Source organism: Rhizomicrobium sp. (assembly GCA_037200985.1).
Lineage (GTDB): Bacteria > Pseudomonadota > Alphaproteobacteria > Micropepsales > Micropepsaceae > Rhizomicrobium.
On sequence record JBBCGJ010000001.1, the window covers coordinates 1,508,419 to 1,521,134 of the forward strand.

Consider the following 12,716-nt stretch of genomic DNA (forward strand, 5'->3'; position numbering starts at 1 on the left):
TCAGATGCTGTCGAGCAGGCGCGACCAGCGGCGCTCTCCGGTGTCGATCGAGATCACCGTGCTCAGCCCCGCGCGGAGCGGGACGTTGCAGGAATTTTGCGTGACTCGGACGCGGACCGGGATGCGCTGGACGACCTTCACCCAATTGCCGCTCGCATTCTCCGCCGGCAGGGCCGAGAATTGCGAGTCGCTGCCGGCGCTGATCGAATCTACCACGCCCTTGAAATCGCAGCCAGGATAGGTGTCGACCGAGAAGTCCACCGGATTGCCCTTGCGGACATAGGTCAGTTCGGTCTCCTTCAGATTGGCCTCGATCCAGACATTCTTGCTGGCGATCAGGCCGACCGCGCTCGTCGTCGTGAACGCGGACATCGCGGAAATCACCAGCGTTCCGGGCTGCAGCGAGTCCACCTCGCTCACGATGCCGTCGAAGGGCGCGCGCACGACGGTGTGATCGAGCTGGCGCTGCGCTTCGGCGACGGCGGCCTGCGCGCGCATGTAAGCCGGCGTCCGGGTCGCGGGGATGTCCAGGTTGTTGTTGAGCTGGGCGAGGGTCTGGCGCGCCTGCTGCTGCAGCGATACCAGCATCGCCTGGGCGCTTTGCAGCGCGCCGCGGGCCTGATCGACCTGCGTGCCCGCGATGGCGTTCTGGCGCTGGAGCGCGACATAGCGTGCATAGGTCTTGGCATTCAGGTCGAGCTGCGCCTGCTGCGACGCGATCTGGCCGACGATCGAGCGGTACTGCGCCTTGGTGCCCTCGACATCCTGGACGGTCTGCGCCAGCGCGGCCTTGGCGTTGTCGAGCGCGATCTGGAACGGGCGCGGATCGAGGCGGAACAGGATTTCGCCGGCCTTGACCTGCTGGCCCTCATGGACGTCGACGTCCTGCACCAGGCCCGACACATCGGTCGAGACCATCAGCTTGGCCGCATGCACATAGGCGTCGTCCGACGACACATAGCGCCCGCCGGTCAGGTAGAAATAGAGCGCCACGGCGAGGATGAGCGCCAGGCCCCAGATCATGGCGATGCGGCGCAGCCGCGCCTTGTCGGCCCAGATCGACGCGGCCCAATCGCGCACGCGGCTCCCCACGCCGGATGCGGCGTAATCGACGGAATCGGTTCTCATGGCGGACATGACGGTGCTTTCTACTCTCCGGCCTGGACCAGCGTGTGGTCGGCCGGGGCTTCGTTTGCAAGATTTTCTTTGATCACCAGCAGCGCGTCGATCAGCGTCTCGCGGGTCTTCTCGTCGAGGCCGGCGATGATGCGTTCGCTCATCGCTTCTCGCGCCTCGGTGATGATCTTCAGGATGGGCTTCGCGGCGGGCAACAGATGGAGCCGGCGGATGCGCCGGTCGGACGGATCGCTGCGCCGCTCCACCAGCCCGCGCGCTTCGAGGCGATCGACGAGGCGGGCGACGGTGATCGGCTCGACTTCGCAGATCGCCGCCATCTCGTTTTGCGACATGCCCGGCTGGCGCTCCAGGCGCGACAGGATGATCCACTGCGCCCGCGTCATCGCGTGACTGGCGCGCGCCTTCTGATCGAAGCGCGTGCGCAGGGCACGGGCGACGTCATGCAGGACGATCAGCAGATCGCGGTCGAGGGATTCGGACATCGGTCTCAAATTCTTAAGCAGTGATAACATAAGCGGCGTTATATTATCATGCAAGACATTAAGCCGGCTTCCTTTTCAATTTCGTTGTGGGCCTTGGCGCCAATTTTCGGCCTTTTTGCTGGGACGCCAAGGCCTTGGCCAGGGCCTTCAAGTCCTGCGACGCCGTGCCGCTGGCGGCGCTCTCGACCCGTCTGTACCGCGCCACGACGGCACGCCCCAGGGGCGACAGGCGGGCGCCGCCGCCCTCCTTGCCGCCGGTGGCGGTCTGCGACAGCTTCTCGCCGAACATATCGTCCAGCGCCTTCAGAAGCAGCCAGGCGCGGCGGTAGCTCATCTTCATCGCGGCCGCCGCCTTGCGGATCGAGCCGGTCTCCGCCACCAGCTCCAGGAGCCGCACCTTGCCGGGGCCCAGAGCCGTTCCGTCGGCGAAATCGATCCGAATCGTCAGGCGCGTCATGGTGCAAAATATTGAGCCGGCCCCGCACAAAAGAAAACAGGGACGGATCCTGCGATCCGTCCCTGCCCTCACACCACGGAGTGGTGATTACATGCCCGAGCCCTGGATCTGCTTCCAGCTCGCCTGGATCGCCTGCACGGCATTGTCCGGCAGCGGGACGTAGATCAGGCTCTTCGCGGCGTCGTCGCCATTGGCGTAGGCCCATTTGAAGAACTTCAGCGTCTCGGCCGAGGCCGCCGGATCGGACGGCTGCTTGTACATCAGGATGTAGGTCGTCGCCGTGATCGGCCAGGAGTCGGCGCCGGGCTGGTCGACGAGGATGATGTAGAAGCTGTTCTGCGCCGCGGAGGCCCAGTCGGCATGCGAGCCGGCCGCACCGAAGGTCGCGAGCGACGGCTCGACGACCTTGCCATCCTTGTTCTGCATGCGCGCATACTTCAGATGGTTCTGCAGGGCGTAGGCGTATTCGACATAGCCGATCGAACCGGCGGTCTGCGCCACGTTGCCGGCAACGCCTTCGTTACCCTTGGCGCCGATGCCGAGCGGCCAATCGACCGACGTGTTGGCGCCGACATTGGTCTTCCACTCGTTGCTGACGCGCGCGAGGTAGGTCGAATAGACGAAGGTGGTGCCCGATCCGTCCGAGCGATGCACGACGGCGATCGCCTGGCCGGGGAGATTGACGCCCGGGTTGAGCTTCTTGATCGCCGGATCGTCCCAGCGCGTGACGTGGCCGAGATAGATGTTGGCCAGGGTTGCACCGTCCAGCACGAGCTGGCCGGCCGCGACGCCGGGGATGTTGTAGACCGGAACGATGCCGCCGATCACGGTCGGGAACTGGGTCAGACCCAGGGCATCGAGCTGCTTGGTCGGCAGGGGCATGTCCGAGGCGCCGAACGTCACGGTGCGCGCCTTGATCTGCGCGATGCCGCCGCCGGAACCGATCGACTGGTAGTTCAGGCCGACGCCGCTCACGCCCTTATAGGACTGGGCCCATTTGGCATAGATCGGATAGGGAAAGGTCGCGCCTGCGCCGGAAATTTCCGCGGCGACTGCGGCCGTCGCGGCGCATGCGAGTCCCGCAAGCGCTACGGCGATTAGCTTCAACGAAATTCTCATAGGATCCTCTTTCGGTCTGGGGGGCTCTCGCCCCCCGGTTTTACCCCAAGCCTGCGACTAATTCGCGAACTGCAAACGAACGCCGACGATGTTCAGGTCCTGACCATCGCGGTTCGGGATCGCGAGCGTTCCCTTTTTCACGCTGACGATATTGTCGTCGATCATCAGGCGGATGTTGCGGTTCAGGTACCAGTTGAGCGCGATCGCCACGATCCGCTCCTCGCCGCCGAACACGCCGCTGGCGACATTGGTGTGCCAGTTGAGGTCGGTGTTGCTGTAGCGCACGGCCAGTTCCCACGCGCCCCAGGAATTTCCGTTCCAGGAGAAGGGCGAGGCCGGGATCGGGGCCTGGAAGCCGCCGACTTCGTTGTTGATCGCGCCGGGCGTGTACTGCTTCGCCTCGCCGGTCAGGATCCACGAACCTTCCAGGTACCAGCCGGAGAAGGTCGGATGGTCGATGACCACCGGGCTGCCCAGCGTCGGATTGCGGTCGAGCGTGAACTGCGAATATTCGCCGCCGAGGAAGAAGTTGTTCCAGTTGCCGCCGAAGTCGACCGCGAACATGTCGGCCGTCTTGGCGTTGACGCCGCCGGTCGAGATGAGGCGCGTGCCGTCGACGCGGATTTCGGGACGATCCTGGAGATTGAACTGCGCCGTGCCGCCATTGCCGCAAACCGGCGGGGTTGCCGTCGAGCAGCCCGAGCCCGCAACGCCGCCCGGGGTCACCGAGCCGGAGCTGAAGACATGCGCGCCGCTGGCGCCGATCTGGATGTTCGACGCGACGCCGTCCGTCCACAGACGTTCGGACACGCGGCCGAGGATCTGGTTGTTCTCGTCGCCGCCATTGCCGTGGTTGTTGGCGGAGCCCGTCTTGTTGCCGGTGTAGGCGAAGGTGCCGGCAAGGTTGTCACCCGCCCACAGCGTGTCGGTCTTCTGCCAGCCGATTTCGATGCCGCGACGCGAGTCGCCGGCGCCGAAGCTGTCGGCTGCGATGTTGTCGATCTCCGGACGCTCCAGGAAGATCAGCGAGGCCGAGGAGGTCGTGCCTTCGAACATGAAGGCCGGCTCGATCACGCCGACGTTGAAGTGCCAGTGCGGAATGCCGGTATAGGTGATGACCGCCTTGTTCAGGATCGGGTCGCCTTCGCCGGCGGTCGGGAACGCGCCCGCCGTGCCGGCCGGGACCGGGGTGTTGCCCAGGCCGCCATTGGTGCCGCCCGCATTCAGGCGGAATTCGTACGCGAAGTCGTTGAACACCTTACCTTCGACGCCGAAATAGGCGCGGCGGATGACGGCACCCGAGGACAGATCGCCCGGACCGGCGAAGCCGGCGGGGTGAGTCGAGTCCTGCATGAAGCCCGCGAAGTCGCTCTGGAAACGCACGCGGATCGCCATGGTGAAGCGGCCGTCGCCGGACTTCACGGTCGGACGACCGTTGTCGAACGACCAGGTCGTGTCGTTGAAATTCTGCTCGAGCGTGGAGAGGCGGCTGTGGTCGGCGTTGCGGTGCTCTTCGGCGGCAGCGAGCTCGGCTTCCAGCGCGTCGATGCGCGCGGCCAGCTCGGCATTGCTCGGGCCGGACGCGCTCGCCGGCGGCGGCGACGACGAATAGCTCGAATCGGATTTGGCATAGCCGGCGCCGGAAGACGCGGCCAAGGCGACCACGGCAACCGTGGTCAGCAAAAATGATTTCCCTTGCATGGAACCCCTCTTCAAAAAATGGTTTGGAAAGGGTCTGCCCGGACGTCGTGCCCTTCCGCGGCCGCTTCTTTTCAGCGGAGCACAACGGCGGAGTGACGGATTTGTGAAGCTAATGCGACAGCGGATTCGGCGCGCCGATTCAGGGCATTCCGCCGTGACATCCGGGGCACAGGGCGGAAAAAACGGATTTTCGGCCGCCGGCGCGGGTATAGCGGGCCGAATGCGCCCGGCCGGAACGCCTATTCCGCAACGCCCCGCGCCGGGGGCGACTCGCGATTATGCCGGTTGCGCCAGCGCGCCGTATTTGCCGCGATAGAAGACGAGCGGCGGGCCGCCATCCTGGCGCGAGAAATGGACGACGCGGCCGATCAGGATCGCGTGATCGCCGGCATCGTGCACCGTCTGCGCCTCGCATTCGAAGACCGCCAGCGCATTGGCGAGCGCCGGCGGGCCGAGCGTCGTCGCACTCAAGGCGATGCCGTCGAGGCTGTGGTTGCCGCGGCTCGCCAGCCGCGACGAGACTTCCTGATGCGCCGTGCCGAGAATGCTGACGGTGTAGCAGTCGGCCTTGGTAAAAGCCTGGTAACGATCCGATTTGCGGTCCATGCACCAGAGCACCAGCGGCGGATCGAGGGAAACCGAGGTGAAGGAATTGACGGTGATTCCCATGTGATGCTCGGCGCTGATCATGGTGGTCACGACGGCGACGCCGGTCGGGAAGCTGCCCAGCGCAGTGCGGAAGGCGCGGGTATCGAAGGTCATGGCGTTTCACACTCGGTTAAGCGGCGATCAGGCATTGTTCGCAGGTTAGGCGAGGCATGGTGCGGCGCAAAGACCGCTCCACCCGTCTACGGGTGATAGAGCGGGATCAAGGGCCATGGCCAGCGACGGCGCGGTCGTCATCAAGCGCATCAAGAAGGGCGGTCACGGCGGCCATCACGGCGGCGCGTGGAAAGTCGCCTATGCCGACTTCGTGACGGCGATGATGGCGTTCTTCCTTCTCATGTGGCTGATCAACACGACCACGCCGGAACAGAAGCGCGGCATCGCCGACTATTTCGCACCGCAGAGCATCGCCGAAACCATCAGCGGCGCCGGCAGCGTGCTCGGCGGCAAGGTGATGAGCGAAGACAATTCCAAGGCCGGCGGCGCGGCCTCGGTGTTCCAGAAGAACAGCCCGACCTCGCCCGCCACGCCCACCCGCTCGACCCAGACCGGCACCGCCCATGGCGGCGCCTCCGACGCCGACAGCCAGGGCGCCGCGGGCGCGGCCGACGGCAACGGCACGGCCTCCACCCAGGACGGCGATTTCGAACATGCCGCCGAAGCCATCCACCAGGCGATCCAGGACAATCCCGACATCGCGACGCTCTCCAAGCAGGTGATCATCGACAACACGCCGGAGGGCCTGCGCATCCAGCTGGTCGACCAGGACGGCCGCCCGATGTTTCAGCAGGGCACCGCCGAGCCGATGCCTTACACCAAGCGGCTGCTCGCCGAGATCGGCAAGATCATCGACCGGCTGCCGAATCGCGTGTCGATCGGCGGCCACACCGAGGCGACGCCGTTCGAGGGCCCCGGCGGCACCACCAATTGGGAATTGTCCTCGGCGCGGGCCAATGCGGCGCGGGCGCTGCTCACATCCGGCGGGCTGGTCCAGGACCGCATCTATGAGGTCGCCGGCAAGGCCGGGTCGGAGCCGCTCCTGCCGGAAGACCCCAACGCCTCGGCCAATCGCCGGCTCAGCATCGTGCTCCTGCGCGAGGCGCCGCCGGTGCCGCCGGGCCATCAACTGTAATCGACCGCCAGACTGGCGCACGCGCCCCAAGTTTTGTCATAGTCGGGGCGTGGGAGTCCGGGTTCGCACGTGACCGAGCAGCACAACGCACGCGTACCGCAGTTTTTCCTGACGCCCGGCGGGCCTTGCCCCTATTTGCCCGGCCGGATCGAGCGCAAGGTCTTCGCCCGGCTGTCCGGCACCTTCGCCCAGCCCTTGAGCGAGGCGCTGACCCATTCCGGCTTCCGCCGCAGCCAGTCCATCGCCTACCGCCCGGCCTGCGAGGGCTGCTCGGCCTGCGTCTCGGTCCGCATCCTGGTCAACGAATTCGCGATCTCCCGCAGCTTCCGGCGGGTGGAGAAGCACAATGCCGACCTGGTGCGCAGCGAGGTCGTGGCGGAGGCCACCCGCGAGCAGTTCGCGCTGCTCCGGACCTATCTCGACTCCCGCCACGCAGGAGGCGGCATGTCGGACATGGGCCTGTTCGACTATGTCGCCATGGTCGAGGAGACGCCGGTCGACACCCAGATCGTCGAGTACCGCCGCGCCTCGAAGGATGGGCGGCCCGGCGCGCTGATCGCCTGCGCCCTGACCGATGTGCTGCGCGACGGCGTATCGATGGTCTACAGCTTCTTCCATCCGGGCGAGGACGCGCGGAGCCTCGGCACCCACATGATCCTGGACCATATCCGCGACGCCAAGAGCCGCGGGCTGCCGCATGTCTATCTCGGCTATTGGGTCGAGGGCAGCGAGAAGATGTCCTACAAGACCCGCTTCCGCCCGATGGAGGCGCTGGGCCGCGAAGGTTGGGCGCGGATTTAGAAAACGCGCCGCACATTCGAACGGAAAAGACGGTTCGAAGGACGGGAAGTTCGCGCAATGCCTTGAGGCGACTTCCATTTCGGCGAGGATAGATGGTCTGGCGGCGCGATAACGCATGCGACAGTCGTCCAAATGCTTGCAATTTTCGGGATATAGATGAGATGGTGCTTGGACCGACTCGGTTCAAGGGGTGGGTGCTCTCCTAAACCGCCCCTCGGTGTCCTAGTTCGTTCTGGAGGGTGTCCGAGTTAGGTGGGACGTTGTGCATGATGCAATGGTGGGATTAGGACTCATCCGCATTTCTAGCGAGATGAGGCACAACCCCGACGCCCGCACTTGTTCGGGACCAATGCGGCGGTAATGCACTTCGCCATTACCGCCGCGTTCTTGGAACTGCGAGGTGTAGCCCTCTCCCGAAGGTGATGACGTTATCACTCACTCAGAATGCGTGAGATGTTTTGACCATCGATTCGTAGGACGAGTCTTTCAACGGAGACGGCGCTCCAGATTGGCGGGATTTTCGGTGGTGCGAAAGTTCGATCTCTCAGACCAAATATGCGCTGGCTGGCGCAATTTTATTACATTTCCAGAAAGTATATATGTTTCAGTAGGTTAATGGGTGTAAAAGGGCCAAATTTTTACCATTCAATTTATATTTGATCTGGGAGTTGAACCTTCGCACCACCGTTATTGTTTTCTTCATGCGGAAACGTGATATTCCGCCTGTCGGGTGCCGCTGGTCGGCTCGATATGGATCATCCCAGCCCGACAACAAATTCCGCCCCGCACCTCATCGGTGCGGGGCTTTTTTCTGGAACTCAGTCCACCCGAGACGCGCAAATTCGATCAACTCGGAGGCGTCCAGGAATACCTTTAATCCGTCAAGACGGTCTTGGTTTGGCCGCCGATAGAAGAACGGGAGCAGCCGTTCAAAATAAGGATACGTCAAATCCCGGCTCTTGAACGCACGATAGACATTGTAGGCGCACAAATCAGCGAGTTGAACGCCGTTGGACAACTCGCTGCGAGCGAAGAATGGATATTCGATGATGTGCCGGAATTTTAGGTTCTGATTTCCACTCCGCTGGAAAAAGGCGTGTTTCATAGCAACAGCACGATTTAACTGGATGCTCGTATCGTCCATGACGATCAGCGCATTATGCTTCGGATGATATATGTTCATAAAATTCTCGATGCGCTCGAGAATTAGTTCGTACGCCTTCTTATGGAGAATTTCGTGTGTGATGTGGTCGTGCAAGTGCCGTTTATCAATTACGACTGCAAAGATCGTCGCGTGGCAAGGGTCTAGGGTCCAGACTCATAAAGTCCACCACACGATAGCAGCGACGAGGCATACGGAGGCTAGGAAGTTTCTGGCGAGCCTGTCGTAGCGTGTGGCGATGCGCCTGAAGTCCTTGAGGCGGCAGAAGGCGTTCTCGATCTTGTGTCGCTGCTTGTAGGATTTTCTGTCGAAGCTGAAGGGCTGCTTGCGGTTCGATCTGTTGGGCACGACGGGCTTGGTGCCGCGCGCCGTCAGCCATAATCGCAGTTCTTCGCTGTCGTAGGCTTTGTCGCCGAGCAGCTTCTTGGCGATCTTGCTTCGGCGGATGAGACGCTGGGCCGGCGGGCAATCGTGCGCCTGGCCGCCGGTCAGGAGGATGGAAAGAAGACGGCCCTTAGCATCTGCGATTGCGTGGATTTTCGTGTTTCGCCCGCCGCGCGAGCGGCCGATCGCCTGCTTAAGCTCCCCCTTTTTGCGCCCGATGCCGAGCGGTGGGCTTTGACATGCGTCGAGTCGATCATCTGGGTATCGGTGGATCGTCCGCGCTCCGCCAATTTGCGGAACAGCCGCTCCCAGATGCCGCGCTCGGCCCAGCGCACGAAGCGATTGTAGATTGTCGTATGGGGGCCGTATTCCGGCGGGCAGTCGCACCACCGGCAGCCGCTCTTCAAGACATGTAGGATGCCGCTGATTACGCGACGGTCGTCCACACGATCTTTGCCGCGCACGTCCGTCGGCAAGTGCGGCTCGATCCGAAGCCATTGCTCGTCGCTCAGCCAAAACAGGTTGTTCCGCATCCCAATGCCTCCGAATCACGAAGCAACGGAATCATCAACCGATTCAACCGACAATGACTTTTTTGGGTTTCGGCCCTAATTGCTCGTAAAATTTGTTCGCGAGCCGCGTGCGGTCATCATCGGTTAGTCCAGACAGAAAAGGGCTTTTGTTCGTGCGTTCTTTCACATTTCGCAGCCAATTTGATTTGACTTCACAATCTGCGAGGTCAAAGGGCCCCTTTCCTTCGCGTCGAAGCCATCCCTCCAACTCAAGTTTGAGCAGTGAGATTTCGCGATCGAATTTTCGCCAGTTGTTTTCAAAAATGCCCACGGCAAGAAGGACGTAGATATGATCCTTCTCCGGACGCCCATTTCCGCCCACGTCGGGATCTCGGCTGCCGCTTTCATCGAAATAGAAGAGATACATGGCGCAATTCCGATGGAGCTTTTCCCGATAACGTTATTATCTAGTCGCTGACAGACAGGTCCAAATCAATTTTCAATTCAGCAGGATCGCTCTCGGCGTCATAAATTTCTGAGACGTTCATCGGGGAAGGAATCGTCATCGCTAGGTTCCTCACGGAGGCTGCAATGGACGAGCCCTATTTTAGCGCCAGCATCGACAACTCGACTTCGCTGTGTCTGTCGCCATTGAGTGATCGCGGCGCGGCGGCCACCAGCCTCGACCCGAATCACGCAGAAGCGTACTTTCTTTACGAAAGAACCCAAACGGATGGCGACCCGGAAATATCAGTAATCGCACAGGTATCGACATCAGACGCGGCCCTTAGGCCGAGTAAACTGCTGAATCTGGAGTAGTGCAGGCTCTACGGTAAATCGCCTCACCTTCAAGCTTTGCGGCGTGTCGGTCACACGCCGCAGCCTCCCAATTGTACCATTCCCGTTGCACAGCCTCACGCCGCGCGCCACATCTCCAACTCGTCGTAGAACACCCCGCCCACCTTCATCGAGCGGGGCTTGCGGCCGGTCACGGCGAAGCCGTGGCGCTCGTATAGCTTGATGGCGCGGGTGTTTTCGGATTCGACGGTCAGCACCAGCTGCTCCGCCCTGCCCTTCGCGTAATCGATGAAATTCGTCATCAGCGCATCCGCCGCGCCGGTGCCCCGGACGGCCTCGCGGACATACATCGCGCCCAGATGCGCGACATGCGCCGTCTTCTTCGAAGTGCTCTCCGTCGAGAAGGCGTTGATGCCCATGAGCGCGCCGTCGACAAACACGCCGAACCAGATGCGGGTCTCCAGATGCTCGCGCCAGCGTTCGAGCGGAAAGGCGCCTTCGACGTCGGGATCGGCCGAGAACGCGGTCGGGTGCAGGCGCAGCGCCTCCAGCCGGATGTCGCGCAGCGCCTCCGCGTCGCCGGCGGTCAGGCGGCGGACGATCACGCTTGCGTGCCGCCGAAGCGGGCGCGCCACTCCGCGACCTGCTCGTCGGTGATCTTGGCGAACAGGACCGGCGGCGGATCGATCGTCTGGCCGGGCTCGAGCTGGTCGAGGAACTGCGCCATCGGCGCGTCCGGCCAGGGGACGATCGGCGGCGCCGGCATGATCGCCTGGTGGATGTGGCGCGAAATGGCCGGCATCACCGGCCAGCACAGATGGCCCAGCAGATGGACGAGGTTGAGCCCCATGCGGACGCCCGCCGCGGCGCGGTCGCGGTCGGTCTTGATCGCCGTCCAGGGCGCCGCCCGGGTGATGTATTCGTTGGCGACGACACAGATCGCGCGCAACTCGGACAGGGCTTTGCGGAACTCGCAATTCTCCAGATAATCCGTGTACCGAGCAATCAGCGTGTCGAGCTCGGCGCAGACCGCCTGCTCCTCCGGGCCGTAGGCGCCCTCGCCCGGCACCTTGGCGTCGAATTTCGCGGCGCAGTATTTGGTGATCCGGTTGACGAAATTGCCCAGGACGTCGTTGAGGTCCTTGTTGATCACGCCGGCGAAATGCTCCCAGGTGAAATTGGTGTCGGCGCTTTCCGGCGCGTTCGCCATCAGGTAATAGCGCCAGTAATCCGCCGGCAGGATGTCGAGCGCGCCGTCCATGAAGATGCCGCGCTTGCCGGAGGTCGAGAACTTGCCGCCGTCGTAATTGATGTAGTTGAAGCCCTTCAGCCGGTCGACCTTGTGCCAGGGCTCGCCGGTTCCCAGGATCATCGCGGGGAAGATGATGGTGTGGAAGGGGACGTTGTCCTTGCCCATGAACTCGACATAGGTGACGTCCTTGGCGTCGTACCACCAGCTCCGCCAGGCCGCGTCGTCGAGCCGGTTCTTGTCGGCCCATTCCTTGGTCGCGGCGATGTACTCGATCGGCGCGTCGAACCAGACATAGAACACCTTGCCCTCGAGCTTGCCGTCGGCGATGTCGTCCGGCACGGGAAAGCCCCATTCGAGATCGCGGGTGATGCCGCGGTCCTGCAGGCCCTCGTCCAGCCATTTGTTGGCGATGGAGGTGACGAGCACCGGCCAATCGTTTTTGTGGCCCGCGATCCAGGCGCGCAGCTCGTCGACGAATTTGGACTGCTTGAGGAAGAGGTGGACGCTGTCGCGGATCTCGATGTCCTTCGCGCCGGAGACCGCCGAGCGCGGCTCGATCAGGTCGACCGGATCGAGGACGCGGGTGCAGTTCTCGCACTGGTCGCCCCGGGCGTTGGCGTAGCCGCAATGCGGACAGGTGCCGATGACGTAGCGGTCGGGCAGGAAGCGGCCGTCGGTCGCCGAATAGGCCTGCTTGGTGGTGCGGACGTCGAGATGGCCGTTGGCCCAGAGCCGGCGCGCGAAATGCCAGGTGAGCTCGCGGTTCTGCTCCGACGAGGAGCGGCCGAAATGGTCCCAGGAGAGGCCGAAGCGGGCGCCGAGATCGGCCTGCACCGCGTGCCATTTGTCGCAATAGTCGGCGACGGGGATGCCGTCCTCGGCGGCGGCGAGCTCGATGGGGGCGCCGTGCTCGTCGGTGGCGCAGATCGCCAGCGTCTCGTAGCCCCGCGCCCGGCAGAAGCGGGCATAGACGTCCGCCGGCAGCATCGAGCCCACGAGATTGCCCAGATGCTTGACGCCGTTGACGGACGGGATGGCGGAGGTGATGAGGACGCGTTTCATAGGCCTGCTCGAAAAGGGGCGCGCAGATTAGCGGCTTGCGCGGGAGCGTCC

Annotated in this window: 14 protein-coding genes; 3 read left to right on the top strand and 11 right to left on the bottom strand. The window is 63.2% G+C overall.

Translation table 11 applies throughout. The features are described from left to right. The 6 genes from WDN01_07340 to WDN01_07365 form a co-directional block, all read right to left on the bottom strand. Window positions 1-1,137 (bottom strand): HlyD family secretion protein, encoded by a 1,137-nt coding sequence (locus tag WDN01_07340; GenBank protein MEJ0025824.1) that lies wholly within the window; start codon window positions 1,135-1,137, stop codon window positions 1-3. An 11-nt stretch (window positions 1,138-1,148) separates the two neighbouring features. Further along, entirely contained in the window at window positions 1,149-1,619 is a 471-nt protein-coding gene (locus WDN01_07345; GenBank protein ID MEJ0025825.1) for a MarR family transcriptional regulator, read from the bottom strand. 58 nt (window positions 1,620-1,677) lie between these two features. Beyond that, on the bottom strand, window positions 1,678-2,076 hold the full coding sequence (locus WDN01_07350; protein ID MEJ0025826.1) for a LysR family transcriptional regulator: 399 nt from the start codon (window positions 2,074-2,076) through the stop codon (window positions 1,678-1,680). A gap of 87 nt (window positions 2,077-2,163) precedes the next feature. Beyond that, window positions 2,164-3,195 carry a phosphate ABC transporter substrate-binding protein PstS gene (pstS, locus tag WDN01_07355; protein ID MEJ0025827.1) on the bottom strand — a complete coding sequence of 344 codons (1,032 nt, stop codon included), beginning with the start codon at window positions 3,193-3,195 and terminating at the stop codon, window positions 2,164-2,166. Between the two features lie 57 nt (window positions 3,196-3,252). Next, entirely contained in the window at window positions 3,253-4,878 is a 1,626-nt protein-coding gene (locus WDN01_07360) for a porin (GenBank protein ID MEJ0025828.1), read from the bottom strand. 294 nt (window positions 4,879-5,172) lie between these two features. Next, window positions 5,173-5,658, bottom strand: coding sequence for a flavin reductase family protein (locus tag WDN01_07365; GenBank protein MEJ0025829.1), 486 nt, complete (start codon window positions 5,656-5,658; stop codon window positions 5,173-5,175). A gap of 115 nt (window positions 5,659-5,773) precedes the next feature. On the opposite strand from WDN01_07365, the gene WDN01_07370 reads away from it, so the two are divergent. Together WDN01_07370 and WDN01_07375 are read left to right on the top strand one after the other, a co-directional pair. Beyond that, window positions 5,774-6,694, top strand: coding sequence for a flagellar motor protein MotB (locus WDN01_07370; protein ID MEJ0025830.1), 921 nt, complete (start codon window positions 5,774-5,776; stop codon window positions 6,692-6,694). Between the two features lie 69 nt (window positions 6,695-6,763). After that, window positions 6,764-7,495, top strand: a complete 732-nt coding sequence (locus WDN01_07375) for an arginyltransferase (GenBank protein ID MEJ0025831.1) — start codon at window positions 6,764-6,766, stop codon at window positions 7,493-7,495. A 790-nt stretch (window positions 7,496-8,285) separates the two neighbouring features. Here WDN01_07375 and WDN01_07380 read toward each other — a convergent pair. From WDN01_07380 to WDN01_07390, 3 genes are all read right to left on the bottom strand, one after another. Then, on the bottom strand, window positions 8,286-8,753 hold the full coding sequence (locus WDN01_07380) for a DUF3800 domain-containing protein (protein ID MEJ0025832.1): 468 nt from the start codon (window positions 8,751-8,753) through the stop codon (window positions 8,286-8,288). Between the two features lie 60 nt (window positions 8,754-8,813). Then, a protein-coding gene (locus WDN01_07385; GenBank protein MEJ0025833.1) for an IS5 family transposase occupies window positions 8,814-9,574 on the bottom strand; the annotation gives its coding sequence in 2 pieces (ribosomal slippage) (window positions 8,814-9,247 and window positions 9,247-9,574; 762 coding nt in all). A 43-nt stretch (window positions 9,575-9,617) separates the two neighbouring features. Next, the gene (locus WDN01_07390) at window positions 9,618-9,980 is read right to left on the bottom strand and encodes a hypothetical protein (GenBank protein MEJ0025834.1); all 363 of its coding nucleotides are present in this window, start codon (window positions 9,978-9,980) and stop codon (window positions 9,618-9,620) included. Window positions 9,981-10,144: 164 nt separating this feature from the next. Here WDN01_07390 and WDN01_07395 point away from each other — a divergent pair, with 164 nt between their 5' ends. Next, window positions 10,145-10,372, top strand: coding sequence for a hypothetical protein (locus WDN01_07395; protein ID MEJ0025835.1), 228 nt, complete (start codon window positions 10,145-10,147; stop codon window positions 10,370-10,372). A 95-nt stretch (window positions 10,373-10,467) separates the two neighbouring features. Here the strand turns inward: WDN01_07395 and WDN01_07400 are convergent, their stop codons facing one another. Beyond that, a complete protein-coding gene (locus WDN01_07400) occupies window positions 10,468-10,956 on the bottom strand; it encodes a GNAT family N-acetyltransferase (GenBank protein ID MEJ0025836.1) in 489 nt (162 codons plus the stop codon). After that, window positions 10,953-12,665, bottom strand: a complete 1,713-nt coding sequence (gene metG, locus WDN01_07405) for a methionine--tRNA ligase (protein ID MEJ0025837.1) — start codon at window positions 12,663-12,665, stop codon at window positions 10,953-10,955. The genes WDN01_07400 and metG overlap by 4 nt, the downstream gene beginning before the upstream one ends. Between the last annotated feature and the right edge of the window lie 51 nt (window positions 12,666-12,716).